The 22904-nt window shown below is 35.6% G+C and carries 21 protein-coding genes and 2 tRNA genes; 18 read left to right on the top strand and 5 right to left on the bottom strand.

Going from position 1 to position 22904, the window contains the following annotated elements; translation table 11 throughout:
- Entirely contained in the window at positions 1-2292 is a 2292-nt protein-coding gene (locus LY01_RS01725) for a histidine kinase (RefSeq protein ID WP_170063780.1), read from the bottom strand.
- Between the two features lie 251 nt (positions 2293-2543).
- Between LY01_RS01725 and LY01_RS01720 the strand changes: the two genes are divergently transcribed.
- From LY01_RS01720 to LY01_RS01695, 6 genes are all read left to right on the top strand, one after another.
- Positions 2544-3575 carry a hypothetical protein gene (locus LY01_RS01720; protein ID WP_104514080.1) on the top strand — a complete coding sequence of 344 codons (1032 nt, stop codon included), beginning with the start codon at positions 2544-2546 and terminating at the stop codon, positions 3573-3575.
- Positions 3576-3694: 119 nt separating this feature from the next.
- Positions 3695-6313 carry a DNA mismatch repair protein MutS gene (mutS, locus tag LY01_RS01715; RefSeq protein WP_104514079.1) on the top strand — a complete coding sequence of 873 codons (2619 nt, stop codon included), beginning with the start codon at positions 3695-3697 and terminating at the stop codon, positions 6311-6313.
- Positions 6314-6394: 81 nt separating this feature from the next.
- Positions 6395-6466: transfer RNA gene (locus LY01_RS01710), tRNA-Gly, on the top strand.
- 56 nt (positions 6467-6522) lie between these two features.
- Positions 6523-6608 (top strand) — tRNA-Leu (locus LY01_RS01705).
- Between the two features lie 395 nt (positions 6609-7003).
- Positions 7004-7459 (top strand): hypothetical protein, encoded by a 456-nt coding sequence (locus LY01_RS01700; protein ID WP_104514078.1) that lies wholly within the window; start codon positions 7004-7006, stop codon positions 7457-7459.
- A 188-nt stretch (positions 7460-7647) separates the two neighbouring features.
- Complete coding sequence (locus tag LY01_RS01695; RefSeq protein ID WP_104514077.1) at positions 7648-8481, top strand: universal stress protein; 834 nt, start codon at positions 7648-7650, stop codon at positions 8479-8481.
- A gap of 38 nt (positions 8482-8519) precedes the next feature.
- Here LY01_RS01695 and LY01_RS01690 read toward each other — a convergent pair whose 3' ends face one another.
- Complete coding sequence (locus tag LY01_RS01690; protein ID WP_104514076.1) at positions 8520-9221, bottom strand: Crp/Fnr family transcriptional regulator; 702 nt, start codon at positions 9219-9221, stop codon at positions 8520-8522.
- Positions 9222-9386: 165 nt separating this feature from the next.
- Here LY01_RS01690 and LY01_RS01685 point away from each other — a divergent pair, with 165 nt between their 5' ends.
- From LY01_RS01685 to LY01_RS15070, 12 genes are all read left to right on the top strand, one after another.
- A complete protein-coding gene (locus LY01_RS01685) occupies positions 9387-11789 on the top strand; it encodes a heavy metal translocating P-type ATPase (RefSeq protein ID WP_104514075.1) in 2403 nt (800 codons plus the stop codon).
- A 1-nt stretch (position 11790) separates the two neighbouring features.
- Positions 11791-12030, top strand: a complete 240-nt coding sequence (locus tag LY01_RS01680; protein ID WP_104514074.1) for a hypothetical protein — start codon at positions 11791-11793, stop codon at positions 12028-12030.
- 89 nt (positions 12031-12119) lie between these two features.
- Positions 12120-12329 carry a cbb3-type cytochrome oxidase assembly protein CcoS gene (ccoS, locus tag LY01_RS01675; protein ID WP_104514073.1) on the top strand — a complete coding sequence of 70 codons (210 nt, stop codon included), beginning with the start codon at positions 12120-12122 and terminating at the stop codon, positions 12327-12329.
- 2 nt (positions 12330-12331) lie between these two features.
- Complete coding sequence (ccoN, locus tag LY01_RS01670; protein ID WP_104514072.1) at positions 12332-14533, top strand: cytochrome-c oxidase, cbb3-type subunit I; 2202 nt, start codon at positions 12332-12334, stop codon at positions 14531-14533.
- 3 nt (positions 14534-14536) lie between these two features.
- A complete protein-coding gene (locus LY01_RS01665; protein ID WP_104514071.1) occupies positions 14537-14731 on the top strand; it encodes a CcoQ/FixQ family Cbb3-type cytochrome c oxidase assembly chaperone in 195 nt (64 codons plus the stop codon).
- Positions 14731-15684 carry a cbb3-type cytochrome c oxidase N-terminal domain-containing protein gene (locus LY01_RS01660; RefSeq protein ID WP_104514070.1) on the top strand — a complete coding sequence of 318 codons (954 nt, stop codon included), beginning with the start codon at positions 14731-14733 and terminating at the stop codon, positions 15682-15684. The genes LY01_RS01665 and LY01_RS01660 overlap by 1 nt, the downstream gene beginning before the upstream one ends.
- Positions 15685-15694: 10 nt before the next feature.
- Positions 15695-16018 (top strand): cupin domain-containing protein, encoded by a 324-nt coding sequence (locus LY01_RS01655; protein ID WP_104514069.1) that lies wholly within the window; start codon positions 15695-15697, stop codon positions 16016-16018.
- 16 nt (positions 16019-16034) lie between these two features.
- A complete protein-coding gene (gene ccoG, locus LY01_RS01650) occupies positions 16035-17456 on the top strand; it encodes a cytochrome c oxidase accessory protein CcoG (RefSeq protein ID WP_104514068.1) in 1422 nt (473 codons plus the stop codon).
- A gap of 35 nt (positions 17457-17491) precedes the next feature.
- A complete protein-coding gene (locus LY01_RS15075; protein WP_170034474.1) occupies positions 17492-17632 on the top strand; it encodes a hypothetical protein in 141 nt (46 codons plus the stop codon).
- 32 nt (positions 17633-17664) lie between these two features.
- On the top strand, positions 17665-18111 hold the full coding sequence (locus LY01_RS01645) for a FixH family protein (RefSeq protein ID WP_104514067.1): 447 nt from the start codon (positions 17665-17667) through the stop codon (positions 18109-18111).
- A 2-nt stretch (positions 18112-18113) separates the two neighbouring features.
- A complete protein-coding gene (locus tag LY01_RS01640; protein ID WP_104514066.1) occupies positions 18114-18821 on the top strand; it encodes a sulfite exporter TauE/SafE family protein in 708 nt (235 codons plus the stop codon).
- Positions 18822-18838: 17 nt separating this feature from the next.
- Positions 18839-18982 carry a hypothetical protein gene (locus tag LY01_RS15070; protein ID WP_170034472.1) on the top strand — a complete coding sequence of 48 codons (144 nt, stop codon included), beginning with the start codon at positions 18839-18841 and terminating at the stop codon, positions 18980-18982.
- 82 nt (positions 18983-19064) lie between these two features.
- Here the strand turns inward: LY01_RS15070 and hemN are convergent, their stop codons facing one another.
- From hemN to LY01_RS01625, 3 genes are all read right to left on the bottom strand, one after another.
- Positions 19065-20426 carry an oxygen-independent coproporphyrinogen III oxidase gene (hemN, locus tag LY01_RS01635; protein ID WP_104514065.1) on the bottom strand — a complete coding sequence of 454 codons (1362 nt, stop codon included), beginning with the start codon at positions 20424-20426 and terminating at the stop codon, positions 19065-19067.
- A gap of 91 nt (positions 20427-20517) precedes the next feature.
- On the bottom strand, positions 20518-22215 hold the full coding sequence (locus tag LY01_RS01630; RefSeq protein WP_104514064.1) for an ABC transporter ATP-binding protein: 1698 nt from the start codon (positions 22213-22215) through the stop codon (positions 20518-20520).
- On the bottom strand, positions 22193-22903 hold the full coding sequence (locus tag LY01_RS01625; protein ID WP_104514063.1) for a 3'-5' exonuclease: 711 nt from the start codon (positions 22901-22903) through the stop codon (positions 22193-22195). The genes LY01_RS01630 and LY01_RS01625 overlap by 23 nt, the downstream gene beginning before the upstream one ends.
- Between the last annotated feature and the right edge of the window lies 1 nt (position 22904).

Genomic DNA, 22904 nt, shown 5'->3' with positions numbered 1-22904 from the left:
TTAATTTTTAAAATTCACAACAACGGTAGTCCCAACATCTGGACTCAATCCAGCATCGCTTACTTTTATATCAATCTCACAATCATGTAATTCATTCAATAAAGCGACACGGTTTTTGATATTACCCAATCCTTTAGAATCGCGCTTCTTTTGATGTTCGGTTTTAATAGCCTTAGATTGTTCTCTACCTATTCCATTATCGGTTATGGTAACTTGGATTCCGTTTTCCACTCTAGCGAAAGCAACATTTAAATAGCCTTTTTCGTTTTTATAACGCAATCCATGCCACACGGCATTTTCAATTATAGGTTGCAACAACATAGGAGGCACTTGCAAATGAGCTTCTTTTATAGCGGGATCTATGTCTAGCTTAAAATCAAACTTATCTTTAAATCGCTCGTGCTCCAGTTTCAAGTACAACCCTAAAAGATCTATTTCTTTTTCTAGAGGTATAAAATCTAACTCGCTATTTTCTAAAACACTGCGCATGAGTTTAGAGAAATCTGCTAGGTATTTGTTTGCAGCACGCTCGTCATTTTGAGCAATGTAGTTGTTCACAGAGTTCAATGCATTAAATATAAAATGCGGATTCATCTGACTGCGCAACGACTTTAAGGCTAGCAAGTGGTTGTTAATTTTTTGCTGCTTGTTATTGCGGTACATAAAATAAGCCAGTGTAAGTAATAAAAGGCTTAGAGCAACTAGAGAATAAATAATCCAGCGCTGTCGCTGGTTCATCTCTTGAGTCAGTTCTCGCTCTGTGTTGATTAATGCTATTTTATTCTCAGTAAGCTCGCGATCTTTTTCTAGGGTTAGGATTCTGGTCTGTTTTGAAACGAGCTCTTTTGCTTTTCTAGCCGTTTCTTCTAGTTCATTTTCCTTTTCTAAATAAAGCGCATCTACGGTATTGATGTATAGTTCATTATAAGAGAGAGCTTTTTTAGTATTCCCAGCTTTTTTATTCAATTCATAAAGACTTTTTGCCGCGTCTTTCTTGATAGCAAGGTCATTATTAACAGTTGCTTCTTCTAGACTAGCTTCAAAAAAGGAAATTGCTTCACTAATTTTATTTTGAGATTTTAAAGCCTCAGCTATTTTAAGTTGTTCTTTTTGCTTGGTCAGTCCTAGATTAGTGTTTTCTGTCACAGGAGCAATTGAGGTAGTTTCTACTGGACTATCCATGACTATTTCTTCCATGTCATATTCGCTAGAAACACTTTCTGATTCGGCCATTAATTTAGGGCTGTTTAAAAAACCTTCTTTATGGTCTGTTGCAACACTTTCTGGTTTTCCTTTTATCCTTTTTTTGTCAGCAGCTATTTCGTCTAGCAGTTGTATGTTGTTTTTACGCAGTGCTATTTCTTTGTCAAATTGTGCATTGCTATTGTAGAAATCTGCAGTTTGAGATTGTGTGACCACATTTGCCTTGGGGCTCTCTTTTTTAGATTCTTTAATAGCTGTGTTGTAATAGGACTCTGCGTCGTCCAGTTCACCTAGAGAATTATAAATACTAGCAATATTTGTGTTGATGCTAGTCATTTCGCTCTTTCTATTAGCCAGTGCAGCTATCGATAGCGCTTCCTTGTAGGTTTCTAGTGCCTTAGTCTCATTGTTTGTTTTTGAATAAGCATCTGCCAGACCATTAAGTCTTGCGAGTTGATCTGTAGTAGTAAGAGCACCAGCTTTTTTATTAGGATTAATTTTATAAGCAGTAATGGCTTCTTGATAATTACCATTTAATCGCAGGGCGTCTGCTTTTTTAATTGTGATTTTAAACGATTTCTCTAGTGCTTCAGCTTGCGTATAATTATCTATCGCAAGATCATACTGCTTATTAAACGTATAAAGATCACCTAGCTTTTCATAGGCAGCACTTTCTTGAGCTGTAGATAATGATTTAGGGTTGTTAGACAGTGCTGCGATAAGAAAATCGGCAGTTTTTTGAGCGTCTTTCTTTAAATAAAATTGTGCGCTGTCCATAGCGATTTTATAAGACAGAGTACTTAGTTTTTGAGTGTCTTGTTCAGGATTTTGAACGCGTATTTCTATATCTTCATTAGATCTAATGCGGTAATAAACAGTTTCAAAATCAAGACCTCTTATCACTATTTCTTCTCCCATATTTGCAGGTAGTTTAAAATAGCCCATTCCATTTGTAGTGGCATAGCGGCCCATTTTACCTTCTACATTTGCTCCAGAAATAGGCGTTCCGTCTTCATTAAGAACACGTCCTTCTAGAGTCATCGTGGTTTCTAGAGTCCTCGATGTTTTAAATCCAGTGTTTTGTGCCATCAGTGTTTGAAGGCTCAATAACACAATTAGTAAAGTAAATAGCTGTCTCATTATGGTGTAAACTTAGTCATTAAAAAATATATGCACCTCGTTAAAATGTTCGTTTTGGGCAGTATAGATGGTGTTTTTACCGCTTTCGCGAAAGCTGACTCACCAACTATCTATTTTCCCTCATTCAAACTGCGGTTTCCCTCATTCTAACTATATAAAGGTTTTTTATACTGATAGATTTGATTCAAAATCAAGTCAAAATGAAAAAGATCTTCACTACAGTTTTAATGCTTACTGCGTTAATAATCAGTGCTCAGCATATGGGTAATTTTCAAAATCAGGCAGAAGACCTGTCCATATCAAGAGCAAACATTGCGACCAGTATGGGAAATGGTGCTGTTTATAGAAAAGCCTATGCAGAAGCACACACACCATTGCGACCTACTAACGTGTTAAGTATTAATCTAAGATCGCTATATAATGTTGATGCAACAGATTATACGGCTGTGTTTAACATAATCCAAGTAGGTAAAACTGCCGAGGAGACGACGCAACTTATGAATGATAAAATTGAGTTGATTAAGAAAGAACTGACGCAAAAAGGTTTTCAAGGACAGTTTGCACTTGATATGATTTCCTTTGTACCGCAGTATGAAATAGAAGTGACTAAAAAACTATTTTCTAAAACCTACACAGAAGTTCCTGTAGGTTTTGAACTCCAGCAAAATTTATTAATCAGTTATAGAAAAGACACTGATTTTCAAAAAATTCTCACTGCTTGTGGAAAAGCTGAAGTTTATAACCTGGTTAAGGTGGATTATTACGTAAAGAATCTAGAGGCAGTTTATGAAGATTTACAAAATAAACTACTTGTTGAGGTGGCTAAGAAGAAAGCGTATTATGAGAAATTAGGTTTTGAAATGAAGAATTACAACGTCATGATGGCCGATAAAAAATACTACCATACACCTAAGGATTTTTATAAAAGCTACCTCGCTGCCGAAAATGTAAGTATGGAGTCCTTAAAGAATCAAAAGAGCGTGACTAAGGTGAGAAAACCTACTTCTTATTACTATGATCCTATACCGTATAATGGGTATGATATTGTTGTAAATGCTGCAATTACAAAACCAGTAATACAATTAGGTATGGATTTAAGTCTACAATACACTCTCAAACCTGTTGAAAAGAAACCAGATCCGAAACCTGCTCCTGTTAAAACACCGCATCCTAAGGTATATGTGGTAAGTCCTAATGGACCTATAGATATCAAACAATTACCTAATAATTAAATTATTTCTACTAAAGAACTTTTGTAAGAGTATAATGTACTGTTGAAAAAAGTTCTTTGGTTTGGGATTGATGACAGTGGCTAAATCGTACTTTTGACATTCATAAAAAAGTATCAAATTTGGCCACTAAATCAAAGAAGGTAACGCCTTTAATGCAGCAGTATAATAAGATCAAGACTAAATATCCTGATGCCTTATTGTTATTTAGAGTTGGAGATTTTTATGAAACCTTCGGTGAAGATGCTATCAAAACAGCACGCATTGTTAACATCGTACTCACTAGCCGTAATAATGGTGGCGACCAGATAGAGTTAGCTGGTTTTCCACATCACTCGTTAAATACTTATTTGCCTAAACTGGTAAAAGCAGGTGAACGTGTTGCTATTTGTGATCAACTAGAAGACCCTAAACAGACTAAAAGTATTGTAAAACGTGGGGTTACAGAGTTAATTACTCCTGGAGTATCACTTAATGATGAGGTTCTTAGTTCTAAAACAAATAACTTTCTTGCAGCTCTTTCTGTAAATAAGAACTTATACGGTGTAGCTTTTCTAGACATTTCTACAGGAGAGTTTCTCGTGTCTCAAGGCTCTAAAGAAGAAGTGGATAAGTTATTGCAAAATTTTAACCCTAGCGAGCTTTTAGTCACTCGTAATGATAAAAAAGAACTAGCAATAGAGTTTCCATATGATTTACCATTCTTCCACTTAGACGATTGGGTTTTTCAAATAGATTTTGCAAAAGAATCTTTGCTTAAACATTTTAAGGTAAATTCTTTGAAAGGTTTTGGAGTAGAGAAATTAGATCAAGCATTAATATCTGCTGGGTCTATCCTACATTATCTAGAAGAGACACAACATGATAAACTAGACCATGTATCAAATATCTCTCGTATAGAAGACGATAATTTTGTGTGGATGGATCGCTTTACAGTACGTAATCTAGAACTTTATACACCGCTTAGTCAGGGTGCAGTTACTTTAATAGATATCATAGACCAGACTACAACTGCAATGGGTGGTCGCATGCTCAAAAGATGGATGGCTTTTCCATTAAAAGATGCTTCTCAAATTAAGAAACGTCATGAGGTCGTAGAGTTTTTTACTAAATCACAAGAGCAACAAGAAGAGATTAAATCATATCTAAAACGCATGAGCGATTTAGAACGATTGATTTCTAAAGTTGCTGTTGGTAAGATTTGTCCAAGAGAAGTAGTGCAACTCAAAAACAGTTTAGAAGCTATAATACCAGTAAAAGAAAAGGCGATTAGCTCAAATAATAAAGCTCTTAATATCATAGGAGAGAGTTTAAACCCTTGTGTACATTTAATAGATTTATTTAAGCAAGCTATTGATGAGCAGGCTCCTGTAAATATTTTAAAAGGTAATGCGATTGCTCAAGGTTATCATGCAGAGTTAGATGAGTTGCGTGGTCTTGCAACTTCAGGAAAGGATTACCTTGATAATATGCTAGCCAGACATGCTGAAGAAACTGGAATTACTAGCCTTAAAATTTCCAGCAATAATGTTTTTGGTTATTATATAGAAGTAAGAAATACACATAAAGATAAAGTACCAGAAGAATGGACTAGAAAACAGACACTGGTAAATGCAGAGCGCTACATTACTGAAGAACTTAAAGAATATGAGGGTAAAATATTAGGTGCCGAAGAACGCATCAATGCATTACAGCAAGAGCTTTTTGATAAAGTAGTAAGAGAGATACTTCCTTCTATAAAAACTATTCAAACTAACTCTCAATTAATTGGACAACTAGATTGTCTTATTTCTTTTGCATCTCATGCAGTTAAATCAAATTATGTGCGTCCAGAATTACTGGATAACGATGACTTGATTATAAAAAATGGTCGTCATCCTGTAATAGAAAAAATGCTCCCTGCAGACCAGCCATACATCCCTAACGATGTACAACTAGATAGGGATAGCCAACAAATAATCATGATTACTGGGCCTAACATGAGTGGTAAAAGTGCCATTTTAAGACAGACGGCATTAATTGTACTGCTTGCTCAAATAGGTAGCTTTGTTCCTGCCCAAGAGGTGAAAATGGGAATCGTTGACAAGATTTTTACAAGAGTAGGTGCAAGTGATAATATATCTCAAGGAGAATCTACTTTCATGACAGAGATGAATGAGAGTGCAAGTATCTTGAATAACATAAGTGAGAAGAGTCTTGTGTTGCTCGATGAGATAGGTCGTGGTACAAGTACGTATGACGGTATATCTATAGCATGGGCTATTACAGAATATTTACATGAGCATCCTTCTAGTCCTAAAACACTTTTTGCAACACATTATCACGAGCTTAACGAGATGACCTCGCAATTTGAACGTATAAAAAACTTTAATGTAGAAGTAAAAGAGCTTAAAGATAAGGTGCTATTCATGCGCAAGCTAGTCGCTGGAGGTAGTCATCATAGTTTTGGTATCCATGTTGCAAAAATGGCAGGAATGCCACAACAAGTGATTTCTAAGGCTAACAAGATCCTCAAAAGACTAGAAAAAACGCACAAACAAGAAGACTCTAAAGAGGCGATGAAGGATTTACAAGAAGAAGAAATGCAATTAAGCTTCTTTAATCTAGACGATCCTCTGCTAGAAAATATCAAACAAGAAATCCTTCAAGTGGACATAAACACCTTAACACCAGTAGAAGCACTCATGAAATTGAATGAGATAAAACGCATGCTTGTAAAAAAAGAGAAAGTAAATCAATAATTTTTCGTTTTTTTCTTTGTAGAATAAAGAAAGTTGTTAAATTTGCAACCGCTTTGAAAAGCAACTGAGTTTTTCAATTTTGCGAAAGTAGCTCAGGGGTAGAGCATCACCTTGCCAAGGTGGAGGTCGCGAGTTCAAATCTCGTCTTTCGCTCTAAAATTTGTTCTTAAATAGATTTTAAATACCAATGATGTGTCGCTGACACAATCGCTCGAGTGGTGGAATTGGTAGACACGTTGGACTTAAAATCCAATGGGTAGTAATGCCCGTACGGGTTCAAGTCCCGTCTCGAGTACTTGTAAGCCTCGTAATCTTTTGATTACGAGGCTTTTTTTTGTCTTTTAATGACATATTTCTTATCTTTTCGATTTACTTTAATACTTCTTTTATCTGTTTATAGTAAGCCTCACTTTTATGTTGATTTAGTAAGGCGAGTATTTTTGAAATATTCATTTCACTGATTGATACCGGTGGGTAGTTATCGCATTTTAATACTATATTTAAATTTATTAGTTGCTTTAGCTGGTAGCAAGCATCTATTAGTAGTTAAAAGATAAAATCATTAATAGGTTTATCACTTTGTTGCTACTCGTTAGAGATGAGTACTAGAGCTAGTTGAGAATATTTCCTATTGTTGGGTTAATTTTGCAAATGCGATGTCAGTACAGATGTATTAAATGTCAAACATAGATGAAAATTAAAATTTTAATAGTTCTGTTTTTTCTGAATCTTTGTTTTTCGGCTTGTAATGAAATTGAAGAGTCTAATTTAAATTACAAAATCAATACTTTTTTATCAAATACCGATGATGAAACACTAACTAATGGATATAAATTTAAAATCTATAATGAAGGGGTAGGTAAAGACATTTCTAAGCCTATTCCTAATGATACGATCCTTATATTGAAAAACGAATTTTCCAAGAAAATAATATCCTCTAAAATAAACAGAGGGAAGGTTCTTCTATTGGATAGTACTAAGATTTGTGAGTTGTCCTATAAGCATGATCAAAAAGGGGAGGTGATGAGGTCTTTTCTTTTCATTTCACAATGCGATAGAAACAAAGGTTTATTATTAGAAATAAAAAATTGGGTACCACAATATTATGAACAGTGCTTTAAATGTATTGAAGTGTCTATTAATTAATAATTAAAGTTATTCCCCTGCCAGCAAAAGTGTCCTCGCTCGTGATCTACTCAATAAGGGTTAAGGATATTAATAGAGAAAATTAAATTAAAAAATCTGCTCCTTTTTTTAAACACTGATAAAAGTCACCGTTTGTAAATGGTGTACTGGATTACTTTTGACATATTAAATTTTTAAAAAGTATTCTTATGAAAACCATCCTTATTCCTGTAGATTTCTCTAGTACATCAAATAAAGCTCTTGAAGTAGGAGTAACTATTGCAAAACGTATCAAAGCAAAAATTGTTCTTACCCACATGGCAGGCGTAGAAAATGGTTTAAATAAAGAGCCTAACACTGCAGAGGAGGTTGTTTTCTATAGCAGACTGATAGGTAAAAAGTTTGAAGAATTTCTAGACCGTCCATTTTTAGAAAATGTAGAATATGATACGGTTTTAAAACAGCATCTTGATTTCGGTAGTATGAATGACTTTGCCAAAGAGATAGACGCATCCCTTATCGTTATGGGAAGTAACGGTGCAAAGGGCATGACAGAGATTTTAAAAGGTAGTAATGCAGAGAAGGTAGTACGATCTTCAGAAGTGCCGGTTCTAGTGGTTAAGGATAATGATATCAATTTTGCTCCAGAGCGTATTTTGTACGCTAGCGATTTTCATCTAGAAACCGTAGGTGCATACCATAGAATTATAGAAGCAGCTACTATGCTTAATGCTCGTATTGACTTCTTATATATCAATTTACCAGGTAAAAACTTTAAGAGCACATCTCAAATGGACGAGACTTTACTTAATTTCTTTAGTGAGGTAAAACACCCTGATCCTGTTGCGGCTATTAAAACAGTAAACCGATATGCAGACCACACGGTAGAAAAAGGTGTTATGAATTATGCATCATTATCTGCTGCAGACGTGATTGCTATTCCTACTCATGGTAGGACTGGACTTTCTCATTTCTTTCAAGGAAGTATAAGTGAAGATATTGCAAATCACTCTGTGGTGCCTGTTCTTACGGTAAAGATGTAAGTAGATTACGCTTTCGCGAAAGCGAAACACACAAAAAACTATAAGCCTTCTACTAACCTGTAGAGGGCTTTTTTATCTTCTAATTTTATACGTTTACCGTCGGTGCTTATCCAACCTTCTTTCTTAAATATGGTGAGAGTTCTTATACAAGCCTCCTTTGCAGTACCTACTACATTTGCGATATCTTCTCTAGTAAGAGTCATGATTATGTAACCGTCAGCATCTGCGCCAAAGTTTTTATCTAGATACATCAGGGTCTCTGCAACACGTTGTTTTACTGTCTTTTGTGCCATGTTTACAATCACATTATCTGCAAATTTGAGATCATTTGCCATGTGGATTAATATAGCCTTAGTAAAATTAGGATTAGAATCTAGACTGTCTGTAAGGTGTTTTTTAGGAATGTAACACACTTCCATATCGTTTAAAGCCACAGCGCTTAGGTTGGTCTTTTCTTCAGTTATGACAGAGCGTTGACCTAGTACCTCACCTTTGGCAGCTATTTTTACTATAGTGTCTTTTCCATTATCACTTAACTTAGATAATTTAGAAACACCGTTGCGCACACAATAAACACCATCTAGACGTTCACCTTCTTCAAAAATGGTTTCCCCTTTTTTAATAGATTTTGAGGTTTTACTATCAGAAATACGTTTAAGCTCTTCTTTATTAAGAGCTTTTAATGAGTTTAACTGTCTTACTATACAGTTTTCACAACGACCTTCTACGTGGCTATTCATATTATGGATAAAGTCTTAAAGGTACAGAGGTTATTTATCATCGCAAAGTAATTGTGATTATAATCTTATAATTAAGTTAAAAAAGGCAGGTGACAAAAGTCATCGTTTTAAAGCGAGAAGTATGAGCAAATTTGCATTAGGTATAATGAGCAAATTTAATAAACTATGGAATCATGTTTCCATTGCGGTGATGACTGTACAACTACAGTTATTGAGCACCAGGATAAGCATTTTTGCTGTCATGGGTGTAAAACCGTTTTTGATATTCTTAATGATAATGATCTCTCGTATTATTACGAGTTAGAGCAATCTCCTGGGACAACACCATCTAGATTTGAAGGTAAGTTTGATTTCTTAGAGAACGATGTAATTGCAAAAAAGCTACTAGAATTTGACGAGCAAGATGTACAGGTAGTCACTTTTGTTGTTCCTTCTATACACTGTAGTTCTTGTATATGGGTTTTAGAAAACCTAAATAAATTGCATCCAGATGTTACTACCTCTCAGGTTAATTTCCCTAAGAAAAGTGTGCGTATTACTTATAATTCTGCTCAATTAAATTTACATCAACTGGTTTTACTGTTGTGTAAAATAGGGTATGAGCCTTATATATCTCTAGATGACGCAACAAAGAAAACCTCTACTATAGATCGCAGTCTTATTTATAAGTTAGGTATTGCAGGTTTTGCTTTTGGTAATATTATGTTTTTATCTTTTCCAGAGTACTTTGAGGTATCAGAGTTTTGGTTAGAGCGTTATAAATATATTTTTAGATGGTTAATGTTTGTGTTTGCGTTACCGGTGGTATTCTATTCTGGTAGTGATTACCTAGTGTCTGCTTATAAAAGTGTGCGTTCTAGAATGCTTAATATAGATGTACCTATTGCGATAGGTATTCTTGTGTTGTTTCTACGTTCTACGGTAGAGATAGTAATGGATTGGGGTACTGGCTTTTTAGACAGTATGGCTGGTCTGGTTTTTTTCTTATTATTAGGTAAGTTTTTTCAGCAAAAAACCTATTCATTTTTATCTTTTGAAAGAGATTATAAATCATATTTCCCGATAGCGGTAACACGATTAAACAAAGCAGATTCTAGCAAGGAAGAACAAGCACAGGTTTATGATCTAGTAGCTGGCGACAGGATCGTGATAAGAAACGGAGAACTCATACCAGTAGATGGTATTCTTATTAAAGGTAACGCACTTATAGATTATAGCTTTGTAACTGGCGAGGCAGAGCCTGTTAGTAAAAACTCTGGAGATAAACTATATGCAGGTGGTAGACAACAGGCTGGCGTTATAGAACTGGATGTTTTAAAATCTGTAGAGCAAAGTTATTTAACGCAATTATGGTCTAACGAGATTTTTAATAAAAGCGCCGAGAGTCTTTTTCAAAGTATTACAGACCAGATAAGTAAGCGTTTTACCATCAGTATTTTGAGTATAGCGGTACTGGCAACTATGTTCTGGTTGTGGTACCAGCCTTCTCTTGCGCTTAATGTATTTACCGCGGTTCTTATAGTAGCCTGTCCATGTGCCATAGCTCTTGCAGCACCTTTTACTCTAGGTAATTTACTTAGAATATTTGGTAAGCATAAATTCTACTTAAAAAACAGCAGCATTATAGAACAGCTGGCTTCTATAGATACCGTGGTTTTTGATAAAACAGGTACGCTTACTACCAGTCATAAAAGTGTTATTACTTATGAGGGTATCGCATTAACGGTAGATGAGCAGTCTTTACTTACCTCTACATTGCGAGCGTCTAACCATCCATTGAGCCGTTCACTTTATGGTATGTTACAAGAAAACAACATCAGCTCACTAGACGATTTTAGTGAAGAGATAGGTAAAGGAATTACTGGTGTGCTCAATAACAATCGTGTAAAAGTGGGTTCTTATGCATTTGTGTCTGATGGTAGTTCCGCTTTCGCGAAAGCGGATTTAAATCAAACCACGGTGCACATAAGTGCAAATGAAGTGTATAAAGGTTGTTATGTGTTCTATAATGAATACCGCGATGGCATGAAGCATGTGTTTGACACACTTTCTGTGGATTGTGATCTAGCAGTTTTATCTGGAGATAATGAAGGAGAGAAAGAGCATTTAGAAAATATACTGCCTAAGAATACCGCATTAGTGTTTAATCAGAAACCAGGCGATAAACTTAATTACATCAAAGAATTACAGAGTCATGGTAAGAAAGTCCTTATGATAGGCGATGGGCTAAATGATGCTGGTGCACTTGCTCAAAGTAATGTAGGACTGGTCATTTCAGAAAATGTAAATGTTTTCTCACCTGCTTGTGACGGTATTATAGATGCCACACGTTTTAAGAATATCACCACATTTATAGATCTATCTCGTAAAGGGAAAAAGGTCATACAGTATGCCTTTATATTCTCGCTTATTTACAATCTAGTAGGCCTAGGGTTTGCCATTTCTGGACATCTAGCTCCTGTAGTTGCTGCTATTTTAATGCCGCTTAGTTCTATAAGTATAGTTGTATTTACTACTATTTACACCTATTTCTTAGGGAGAAAACTTAACCACAAAACAACAATTTAAGATGAAAAAGGAAGCTCTTCAACTCGATTTAGAATTAAACACTCTCAAGAATTTATACATGCAGAGTAATTGTACTGCGTGTGCAGTGATGCAACAGTATTTTAAAAGAGAATACCATAATGCACAAGCACAATTAAAGTCACTAGAGCAACAGTCTTTTACAAAGGAAGATGTGAAAGGTATCTCTATCAATACATTACAGCAGTCTACAGCCCTGTTAGGATTATACATAATGGTGTGATTTTTTACACACAATTAAATTCAAAAGCTGACATATGTCATCGTTTGTAAAAGGTTACCACGGTAATTTTACCACTTTATTAAACAACTATGAATATCATTTATATGCTTCTCGCAATAAGCGTTTGTGTCGCAGTTATCTTCTTTGTAGCCTTTATTCTATCGGTTAAAAAGGGGCAGTATGACGACACATACACACCGTCTGTGCGCATGCTTTTTGACGATGAGCTTATTAAGGAAAAGGGCACGGACAGCGCAAAATCAAATCAACCTATTTTATTGAAAGATCAACTCAAGTAACTATGGAATTACAAAAGTTTTATTACGATAACAAAATCGTACGCAATTTTATCATTGCTACAATGTTCTGGGGCGTTGTAGGAATGAGTGTAGGGCTGCTACTAGCCTTTATGTTTTTATTTCCTAACCTGACAGATGGTATCTCGTGGTTAAGTTTTGGTCGTTTACGTCCTTTACACACTAATGCGGTCATATTTGCATTTGTAGGAAATGCCATTTTTGCTGGAGTTTATTATTCCAGTCAGCGTCTTCTTAAGGCAAGAATGTGGAAAGACTGGTTGAGTAAGTTAAACTTTTGGGGTTGGCAGGCTATCATAGTAGGTGCTGCGATAACACTACCTCTAGGTTATACAACTTCAAAAGAATATGCAGAGTTAGAATGGCCATTTGATATAGCTATCGCTATTATTTGGGTTGCTTTTGGTGCTAACCTTATAGGTACTATTCTCAAAAGAAGACAGCGACATTTATATGTTGCGATATGGTTCTATCTAGGGACATTTGTTACCGTAGCAGTTTTACATATAGTTAATAGTATGGAAGTACCTGTAGGAGCTCTTAAGAGTTATTCTATGTATGCTGGTGTGCAAGATGCGCTGGTGCAATGGTGGTACGGACATAATGCGGTTGCCTTTTTTCTAACCACACCTTTCTTAGGTTTGATGTATTACTTTGTACCTAAAGCAGCAAATAGACCGGTGTATTCTTATAGATTATCTATAGTTCACTTCTGGTCATTGATCTTTATCTATATATGGGCAGGACCGCACCATTTACTATACTCTGCATTACCAGACTGGGCACAAAACCTAGGTGTTGCTTTTTCAATTATGTTGCTTGCTCCATCTTGGGGTGGTATGATTAACGGATTGTTAACCCTACGTGGTGCATGGGATAAAGTACGTACAGATCCTGTTTTAAAATTTATGGTAGTAGCCATTACAGGATATGGTATGGCCACCTTTGAGGGACCTATGTTATCTCTTAAAAATGTAAATGCTATTGCTCACTTTAGTGACTGGGTTATCGCTCACGTGCATGTAGGAGCACTAGCGTGGAATGGTTTCTTAACCTTTGGTATGGTTTACTGGATGGTACCTAGATTATTTAAGACAAAGTTATGGTCTACAAAACTAGCCAATGCGCATTTCTGGATAGGAACATTAGGAATCATATTATACGCACTGCCTATGTATGTGGCTGGTTTTCAACAAGCGTTAATGTGGAAAGAATTTAATCCAGATGGTAGATTAACCTATTCTTTCTTAGAAACACTTATAGAAATTATCCCTATGTACTGGATGCGTGCTATAGGAGGAACTATGTTTATTATAGGTGCTTTAACAGGTGTTTGCAACCTTATTATGACAGCTAGAGCTGGTTCTCAAGTAACTGATGAGCTTGCCGAAGCAGCAGCTCTTGAAAAAGTAACTAAGAACCGTACTAATAAAGAAGGATACCATACCTGGTTAGAAAGAAGACCGGTTAAATTAACCTTGTTTGCTACAGTAGCTATTCTTATAGGTGGTATGGTGCAAATTATTCCATCCTTAATGGTAGACGATTATATACCAGTAATCTCAAGTGTAAAACCATATACACCTCTAGAACTAGAAGGTCGTGATATATACATAAGAGAAGGTTGTGTAGGGTGTCACTCTCAAATGGTGCGTCCATTTAGAAGTGAAGTAGAGCGATATGGAGAATATGCTAAGGCAGGAGAATTTGTTTACGACCATCCATTTTTATGGGGTAGTAAACGTACCGGTCCAGATTTATTACGTGTAGGTGGTAAGTACAGTGATAACTGGCACTTAAATCACTTTTACGATCCGCAGAGTACGTCAGAGGGCTCTATAATGCCATCTTATAAATGGCTTATTCAAAATGAGCTGGATAAAAGTTCTACAGAAACTAAGATGGAAGCTATGGTGTCCTTAGGTGTGCCATATACTCAAGAAGAAATAGACCGCGCACAAGAATGGATGCTAGAACAAGGTATCGAGATAGAAAAAAATCTTTATAGCGATCCTGATTTTGCAAAAACCTATGAGGCAGATAAGAAGTATGCTCTAGATAATGGAGAAGAGTTTATAGAAATGCGCAACCGTGAATTGATCGCAATTATCGCATACCTACAACGCTTAGGAACAGATATCAAAGTTACAACTGCAGATGGTACTGCACTAAACATAAATCAATAAGTTATGTTGAAATTTATAAAAGGAAACCTAGAAAACATTGATGGAGTAGAGATCTATCCATTGATATCATTACTTATATTTTTCTTCTTTTTCATGGGATTATTCTGGTGGGTATTTACCGCAAAGAAATCACATATTGTAGAGGTAAGTAATATCCCGCTTAATGATGATACTATTAACCCTAATCAATTAAAATAATGAGAAATACAGCATCATATTTACGTGTATTAGGAGTAGCTATTTTGGGGTACTTATTCCTTGATTGGATAGGGACCACAGGAGAAGAATCTATATTTATAGAGCAACCATTATTATGGGCTATTCTAGGTGTTATTATACTGTTTTATATAGCAGGAGAAGCTTGTGTGACGACTTTACAAAGTATTTTATATCAAAGTCTTAAACCAGAAGCTCAAGAAAAGTACGATGAGAATGCCGCTGTCGCAAAGGCAAATCAATTTAAATGGATTAAGGATAAATACAAAGCATCATTAGGAAGTAGAGATATAGAAGATGAGCACGAGATTATTCTAGACCATAATTATGATGGTATTCAAGAATTAGATAACAATTTACCGCCATGGTGGGTTTATGGATTCTATGCATCTATCATATTTGCAGTTATTTATCTGGTAAGATTTGAAGTCTTTAATGACTATAATCAAGAAGAAGAATATGAAACAGCTGTCGCTGCTGCAAAAATAGAAATAGAAGAATGGAAAAAAACCGCAAAAGATCTAGTAGATGTAAATACGGTTGTGTTGCTTACCGATGCTGCAGACCTTAAAGCAGGTGAAGCCATTTTTGGAGAGAACTGTATCGCCTGTCACAAGATAGATGGTGGTGGTGGTATCGGTCCTAATCTTACCGATAAACACTGGATTCTAGGTGGCGGTATTAAAAATGTATTTAATACCATATCTGAAGGTGGTAGATCTGGAAAAGGAATGGTTTCTTGGAAAAAAGATTTAAAACCAGCACAAATGGCTCAAGTAGCTAGTTATGTCATCAATTTTCAAGGTACAACTCCTGCAGACCCTAAAGAGCCAGAAGGTGATTTATGGATAGACCCTAATGCGCCAGTAGAAACACAACCAGAGGTAGAAGAGATCGTTCAGGACTCTATTATAGTAGTAGATATTAATAATTAAAAACAGTAAGATGCTTATTCTTAATGAAATGTCTGAAGCGCTAGCATCGAGTAAAGAACCTCTCATAAAACAGATTTATGAGAAAGCAGGAAAGAAACTGCTAGCGATAGGATTGCGTCGTGGAGTAGAATTACCAGAACATATTGCACAAGAAAAGGCAAAATTAATGGTAGTACAAGGAGAGATAGATTTTAATACGGCAACACACAGTTATCGTTTAGAACGTTTTGACTCTTTTGATATCCCTAAGGATATAAAACATTCTGTAGTAGGCGTTTTTGACGCTGTTTTTTTACTGCTACTAGGCGACTCAAAAGAGTTGACTGTTTTTTAAAAATAAATAAATCATCATGGCAGATCAAGGTCAAGAAAATTTTAGAGATACCATAGGCACGCTTAATGAAGAAGGTAAGCGTGCATGGGTATTCCCTAAAAAGCCCTCAGGTAAATGGTATGAGTATCGCAAGTATGTGAGTTATGCTTTATTACTTATTTTGTTCTCTGCGCCATTCATAAAAATCAATGGCAACCAGTTCATGATGTTCAATATTTTAGAACGTCGTTTTAATATATTCGGTTTTCCGTTTTGGCCTCAGGACTTTTACTTATTTGTAATCATGATGATTATAGGGGTAGTCTTTGTTATCTTTTTTACAGTAGCCTTTGGGCGTTTATTTTGTGGCTGGATATGTCCACAAACCATTTTTATGGAAATGGTTTTCAGACGTATCGAGTACTGGATAGATGGAGATAGAGGTAAGCAAATACGTCTTGCAAAAATGCCATGGAATGCTGAAAAAATCAGAAAAAGAGTTCTCAAATGGAGCATCTTTTTTATTATCTCGTTCTTAATTGCAAACATATTCTTAGCTTACTTAATCGGTAGTGATGAGTTGATAAGATACATTACAGACGGGCCGTCGCAACATGGAAGTACGCTCATTTCTTTAATGATTTTTACAGGAGTATTCTACTTCATTTTTGCCTGGTTTAGAGAGCAAGTATGTATTATAGTATGTCCTTATGGACGTTTACAGGGTGCTCTTCTTGATAATAAATCTATAATAGTTGCCTATGATCATAAACGTGGTGAGAAAGAAGAAGGTAGAGCAAAGTTTAAAAAGAAAGAAGATCGTCCGGCATCAGGAAAAGGTGACTGTATAGACTGTTCTGCATGTGTACATGTCTGTCCTACAGGAATAGATATACGTAATGGTACACAACTAGAATGTGTAAATTGTACAGCCTGTATAGATGCGTGTGACCACATGATGGAAGCTGTAGATCTACCTAAGGGTCTTATACGTTACACTAGTGAAGACAACATTGAAAAGGGTGAGAAATTTAAACTGACTCCTAGGCTTAAAGGGTATATAGTTGTTTTAGGAATTCTTACTGCCGTTTTAATAGGAATGCTATTTCTGCGCAATGATGTAGAGGCAAGTATTTTAAGATTACCAGGTCAGTTATATGAACATAAGGCAGATAATATTATTAGTAATGTCTACACCTATAAACTGGTAAATAAAACGGTAGAACCTATTGATAGTATCACCTTCCGTTTAAAATCTCATAAAGGAACAATTAAGCTGGTTTCTAACACGAGTGTAACTGTGCCAGAGGCAGGACTAACGCAAGGAACTCTTTTTATAGAAATTAATGCTAGTGCTATAAAGACTGATAAGGAGCGACTAGAAATAGAAATTATGAGTGGTGATCAAGTAATAGAAACTACTACTACAGCCTTTTTAGGACCACGTAGTTATAATTAATACCGCTTTCGCGAAAGCGTAACAAACATCTAACTATGAGTGCAGAAAAAAAGAATTGCTGTCAGGGTTGTAAAAAAGGGCAACCAGGTTTAAATCAAAGTTGCCAGGCAAAATTAATGATGGAAAAACTGGCCAATAAATCTATTGCTACAGAAAAGAAAGCAGTAGTTAAATAATTAATAGCCGCCGACTAAATCGGATTAAGGAGATGAAATGGAATTGGGGAACAGGAATAGTAGTAGGTATGTCTTGCTTTATAGGCTTTATACTATACTTTGTAATCACCATGATTACAGACCAGCGATATAGTCATGACCTAGTAACAGAAGAATACTATGAGAAAGAAATGTACTATCAAAATGAGATAGATGCAGAGACAAATGCAAATAACCTCTCTGAGAAAATAGTAAGTAAAAGAACTGAAAACGGATGGATGATTACTTTTCCATCGCAGTTAAACGTAGAGAGAATTAAAGGTAAAATGTTCCTTTATAGACCGTCTAATCAAGTATTGGATTTTGAGACTGAACTTTCACTATCTGATCATAATTTGCTCATACCTGACAATAAAATGATAGGCGGTCGCTGGAATATTACTATAGACTGGACGTATGATGGGCAGTCTTACATGTATAAAGAAGAAATACTTTATTAAGAATGTTGTGGTCTGCACTCATATTTGGTTTACTGGGTAGTTTTCACTGTGTGGGAATGTGCGGTCCTATTGCATTTTTATTGCCATTAGATCGCAAGAGTAAGAGTAAACGCTTTTTCCAGTTATTGGGTTATCATGGAGGTAGGTTGTTTACCTATGGCTTTTTAGGTTTTGTATTTGGTTTTTTAGGTAAAAGCATGCACCTTTTTGGTATACAACAGCAGCTATCTATCATTATAGGTGTCGCGATGATTATAGTGGTTTTGATACCTACTAAGATATTTAATAAATACAACTTTTCTAGACCTATATATGCTCTAGTAGGAAGGGTGAAAAGTGCGATGGGAAAAGAACTTAAAAAGAAAGATCCAGGTACTTTTTTCACTATGGGTTTTCTTAATGGTTTATTGCCTTGTGGTTTAGTCTATATGGCAGTTTTCGGTTCTTTAGCTTCTGGTAGTGCTGGATATGGCGCTTTATACATGGTTCTCTTTGGGCTAGGGACAGTGCCTTTAATGACTACCGCGATATACCTAGGTAATTTTTTAAAGGGACAGGCAAAACAAAAGGTATTAAAACTGATACCTGTTTTTGTAATAATAATAGGATTACTATTTATAGTAAGAGGTCTGGGATTAGGTATTAAATACATATCACCATCAGAATCTGTTGCTATGGAAACGATATCGGCAAACCAGAGTTGTCATTAACTAATAAAATTAAAGATATGAATACAATTTTTTTACCTCTTGTAAATTGGGGAATGGGTACTGTTATAATAGGTGTGTTTGCCGTGGTTTGTATAGCGCTAGTGTTAGTAGTTTATAGCCTCGCAAACGGTGATAAAAAAAGTACTGATACAGAGAAGTAGACCTCTAATGTTTGTTCTTTCTAGATAACAAAAAAGGAAAGCCGCAGGCTTTCCTTTTTTTAGTTAAAACTTAAATGTCAATCTATACCGTCATAGAAAATAATTGAGTATCTGGTTTTTTACGTTGCAATCTCATGTCAAAGGGTAGACAAACATTACGCACATAGGCTCTTCCTTTTTCGGTAATTTGAATCTTATGAGCATGAGTAATTACTAGACCATCTTTCTCTAGTTCTAATAGTTTTACAAGTACGTCAGGTAGTTCTTTAAAGAACATAGTATCATCTTGCCATGAGGTCTCAAATTTGCACATAAGATTAAGAATATGCTTTCTTATGATAAGATCTTCTTGATTTAAAATATGACCTCTAAAGACAGGTAGGATTCCTTCTTCTACAAGCGTCTGGTATTCTTCTATGTTTTTTACATTTTGAGCAAAACTGTACCAGCTATCACTAATAGAAGACACGCCTAGACCTATCATTAATTGTGTTTTACTATCACTGTATCCCATAAAGTTTCTATGTATAGTGCCAGTTTCTTGTGCAGTATATAAGCTATCTGTAGGTAATGCAAAATGATCCATTCCTATCTCTATATAGCCAGCGCTAGTAAGCATTTTTTTACCTAACTCGTACTGTTTACGTTTTTGTACGGCTGTAGGCAAGTCAGAGTCTTTAAAACCTCTCTGCCCGTTTCCTTTTATCCAGGGCACGTGTGCATAACTATAATAAGCAATACGGTCAGGACGCAATTCTATAGTCTTGTTAATGGTATGAATAACATGATCTATAGTTTGGAATGGTAAACCATAAATAATATCTTGTCCTACAGATTTAAAACCTGCATCTCTAGCCATTACCGTAGCTTTCTCCACATTTTCAAAAGGCTGTATGCGATTAATTGCTTTTTGTACAGTAGGGTTGTAATCTTGCACGCCGTAGCAAACCCTGGTAAAGTCATTTTGAGCTAGTTTTTCCAGATGTTTCTTAGTCGTGTTGTTAGGATGTCCTTCAAAACTGAATTCGCATTCTTGAGCTTTTACAGCTACTGAAAATATTCCTTTTATCAATTGATCTAAATGCTCTGGTGAGAAGAATGTAGGTGTACCACCACCTAAATGTATTTGTTTTATAACCGGTTGTTCTTCCAAGAGATTTATATAAAGATCAAGTTCTTTTAAAACAGATTTTATATAAGGTATCTCAACGCTATGGTTTTTTGTAATGCGTTTATTGCATCCACAAAATGTACACATGTTCTCGCAAAAAGGTAAATGAATATAAAGACTTATACCTTCTGTGCTATTACTTTCTTTAAAACTCTTTACTAGAGTTTGTTTCCATAAATCTGTAGAGAAGTTGCTAGCATCCCAATATGGAACTGTAGGATAGCTGGTATATCTAGGTCCTGCAACATTGTATTTTGAAGTTAAACTACACATAATCTCAATTTTGAGTCAAAAGTATAATTACTCCTCTTGCACAACGATGACTTTTGTCAGCTTATAAGGCATGATTTCTCAAAAAGGGTATTTATTGTGGTATTGCCGCAATCAATTTTTTAGTATAATCGCTTTGCGGATTTTCATAAAGAGCATCTGCCTCGTTTCTTTCTTCTATTTTACCTTTGTTCATTACAATAACCTGATCGCAAAAGTATTTAACTACCGCAAGGTCATGGGAAATGAATAAATAAGAGAATCCAAAATCTGCTTTAAACTCATTTAAAAGATTTAAAACCTGTGCTTGTACAGAAATGTCGAGAGCACTTACACTTTCATCACATACGATTAACTTAGGTTCTAAGGCTACTGTTCTTGCTATACCTATGCGCTGTCTCTGGCCACCACTAAATTCATGTGGATACCTGTTGTAATGCTCTTCAGTTAATCCTACTCGTTTTAATAAAGCAAGTACCTTTTCTTTTCTATGAGCGTGATTATCTCCTATACCATGCCATTTCATAGGCTCAATAATAGCTTGCCCTACAGTAAGTCGTGGGTTTAATGAAGCAAAAGGATCTTGAAAGATTATTTGAATCTCTTTTCTCAACTCGCGCATTGCTTTGCCTGTAAGATGTGTAATGTCTCTATTGCGATAGATAATTTTACCGCTGGTCACATCTTTCAAACGTAAAATCAGGTTGCCTAGAGTGCTTTTTCCACAACCACTTTCTCCTACTAGTCCTAGACTCTCACCAGGATATAGATTAAGACTGACACCATCTACTGCTCTAAAATAGGTTTGCTTTTTAAAAAGCTTTACCTTGAGTGGGTAATCTTTTACTATGTCAACTAGATGTAATAAAGGGTCTTGGTTATAAATATTTTTATGTGTAGCCGCTCGTTGCGATGGAGTGATCAAATCTCCGTCTACCGTATGTTGCATAAAATCACTTATGGTCGGTAGTTTTTTAACACGCTCTGTAGTACTAGGTCTGGATGCGATAAGTGCCTTGGTATATGTTTCTTTAGGAGTTTCAAAAATAGTTTTACTTGTTCCTTGCTCTACTATTTTACCTTGATACATAACCAGTATCCTATCTGCAATAGCACGTACTAATGATAGATCGTGTGATATAAAGAGAATACTCATCCCGTATTCTTGTTGCAATTCTTTGAGTAATAAAATAATCTCTTTTTGCACGGTTACATCTAGTGCAGTAGTAGGCTCGTCTGCAATTAACAATGCAGGCTTGCACGCAATTGCCATAGCAATCATAACGCGTTGCATCTGTCCACCACTTATTTCATGTGGGTATTTTGAAAACGTTATTTCTGGAGTAGGTAGTTTTACCTTTTTAAAAAGCTCAAAAACTTCTTTTCTAGCACTCGATGTATCAATTTTTTGATGTTGTTGTAGTATCTCTATGACTTGCTGTCCACAGGTTATAGTAGGGTTAAGAGAACTCATAGGTTCTTGAAAGATCATGCTTATCTCGCTTCCGCGAAAGCGAGACCATTCTCCATCATTTAATAGTAATAAATCCTTGCCCAACAAAGAAAGTTCTTGAGCAGTTATTTGTGCTGTGGCATTAGGTAGTAAACCCATAAGCGCCTTGCTAGTGACAGATTTACCACTGCCAGATTCTCCAACTACGGCAAGTATCTCGTTTTTAAATATGTCAAAATTGATATCATGTAACACCTTAACGTTCTCTTTTCCATTTGAAAAGCTAACGTTAAGATCCTTTATGGATGCTACGGTATTATTTTGAGATGATTTGCTCATCTGTAAGTATAGATTCTTTACGCAATTTGAGAACTATTTGCGCTACTGCAACTACATCCTTCTCACAATAGTTTGCTATGCGTTGCACGTCATTTTCTAGATAGAATACATCCCGTACTTGTGATCCATCTATGTCATCCTTAGGCGATGGAATACCTAGAATACGCGTTAATAATTTTAAACTAGTGTAGTGTTTATAATCGCCAAATTTCCATAACTCCATGGTGTCTATGTGTGGCACTTCCCAGGGCTTTTTACCGAATAGGTTCAGCTTTTCTGGAATCTCAACACCTGTAATAATCATTCTTCTTGCAATGTAAGGGAAATCAAATTCCTTACCATTGTGCGCACACAGCAGATTGTTTCTACTAGAAAAATGTTCTTTTAAAAGACTGGAGAATTCTTCTAACAGTTCTTTTTCTTCACCGACAAAACTGCGAGTCCTAAATTGTTTTTTATCTCGGTTAACAAAATAACCTACAGATATGCATACTATTTTACCAAATTCTGCCCAAATACCAGCGCGATCATAAAACTCTGCCGGAGAGAATTCTTCTTTGCGCTGGTATTTAGTTTTATCAGCATATAGATGTTGGTCTATAGGATCTAATAAATCAAAACTCTCCTGTTGAGGTACGGTCTCAATATCTAGAAATAAAATATTTTCTAATGAAAGTTTTGCTATCATA

The organism is Nonlabens xylanidelens, from assembly GCF_002934445.1.
GTDB classification, from domain to species: domain Bacteria; phylum Bacteroidota; class Bacteroidia; order Flavobacteriales; family Flavobacteriaceae; genus Nonlabens; species Nonlabens xylanidelens.
The sequence above is the reverse complement of the archived record's forward strand: the minus strand, read 5'-3'. Positions and strand labels throughout refer to the sequence as shown.

What these genes read in the sequence shown, in the direction of transcription:
- LY01_RS01640 (WP_104514066.1), top strand. Translation starts at nt 18,114, where the DNA reads ATGTTGTGGTCTGCACTCATATTTGGTTTACTGGGTAGTTTTCACTGT.
- LY01_RS01695 (WP_104514077.1), top strand. Translation starts at nt 7,648, where the DNA reads ATGAAAACCATCCTTATTCCTGTAGATTTCTCTAGTACATCAAATAAA.
- LY01_RS01725 (WP_170063780.1), bottom strand. Translation starts at nt 2,292, where the DNA reads ATGGCACAAAACACTGGATTTAAAACATCGAGGACTCTAGAAACCACG.
- LY01_RS15070 (WP_170034472.1), top strand. Translation starts at nt 18,839, where the DNA reads ATGAATACAATTTTTTTACCTCTTGTAAATTGGGGAATGGGTACTGTT.
- LY01_RS01625 (WP_104514063.1), bottom strand. Translation starts at nt 22,903, where the DNA reads ATGATAGCAAAACTTTCATTAGAAAATATTTTATTTCTAGATATTGAG.
- LY01_RS01665 (WP_104514071.1), top strand. Translation starts at nt 14,537, where the DNA reads ATGTTGAAATTTATAAAAGGAAACCTAGAAAACATTGATGGAGTAGAG.
- LY01_RS01680 (WP_104514074.1), top strand. Translation starts at nt 11,791, where the DNA reads ATGAAAAAGGAAGCTCTTCAACTCGATTTAGAATTAAACACTCTCAAG.
- hemN (WP_104514065.1), bottom strand. Translation starts at nt 20,426, where the DNA reads ATGTGTAGTTTAACTTCAAAATACAATGTTGCAGGACCTAGATATACC.
- ccoN (WP_104514072.1), top strand. Translation starts at nt 12,332, where the DNA reads ATGGAATTACAAAAGTTTTATTACGATAACAAAATCGTACGCAATTTT.
- ccoS (WP_104514073.1), top strand. Translation starts at nt 12,120, where the DNA reads ATGAATATCATTTATATGCTTCTCGCAATAAGCGTTTGTGTCGCAGTT.
- LY01_RS01685 (WP_104514075.1), top strand. Translation starts at nt 9,387, where the DNA reads ATGGAATCATGTTTCCATTGCGGTGATGACTGTACAACTACAGTTATT.
- LY01_RS01645 (WP_104514067.1), top strand. Translation starts at nt 17,665, where the DNA reads ATGAAATGGAATTGGGGAACAGGAATAGTAGTAGGTATGTCTTGCTTT.
- LY01_RS01655 (WP_104514069.1), top strand. Translation starts at nt 15,695, where the DNA reads ATGCTTATTCTTAATGAAATGTCTGAAGCGCTAGCATCGAGTAAAGAA.
- LY01_RS01660 (WP_104514070.1), top strand. Translation starts at nt 14,731, where the DNA reads ATGAGAAATACAGCATCATATTTACGTGTATTAGGAGTAGCTATTTTG.
- LY01_RS01690 (WP_104514076.1), bottom strand. Translation starts at nt 9,221, where the DNA reads ATGAATAGCCACGTAGAAGGTCGTTGTGAAAACTGTATAGTAAGACAG.
- ccoG (WP_104514068.1), top strand. Translation starts at nt 16,035, where the DNA reads ATGGCAGATCAAGGTCAAGAAAATTTTAGAGATACCATAGGCACGCTT.
- LY01_RS01720 (WP_104514080.1), top strand. Translation starts at nt 2,544, where the DNA reads ATGAAAAAGATCTTCACTACAGTTTTAATGCTTACTGCGTTAATAATC.
- LY01_RS01630 (WP_104514064.1), bottom strand. Translation starts at nt 22,215, where the DNA reads ATGAGCAAATCATCTCAAAATAATACCGTAGCATCCATAAAGGATCTT.
- LY01_RS15075 (WP_170034474.1), top strand. Translation starts at nt 17,492, where the DNA reads ATGAGTGCAGAAAAAAAGAATTGCTGTCAGGGTTGTAAAAAAGGGCAA.
- LY01_RS01700 (WP_104514078.1), top strand. Translation starts at nt 7,004, where the DNA reads ATGAAAATTAAAATTTTAATAGTTCTGTTTTTTCTGAATCTTTGTTTT.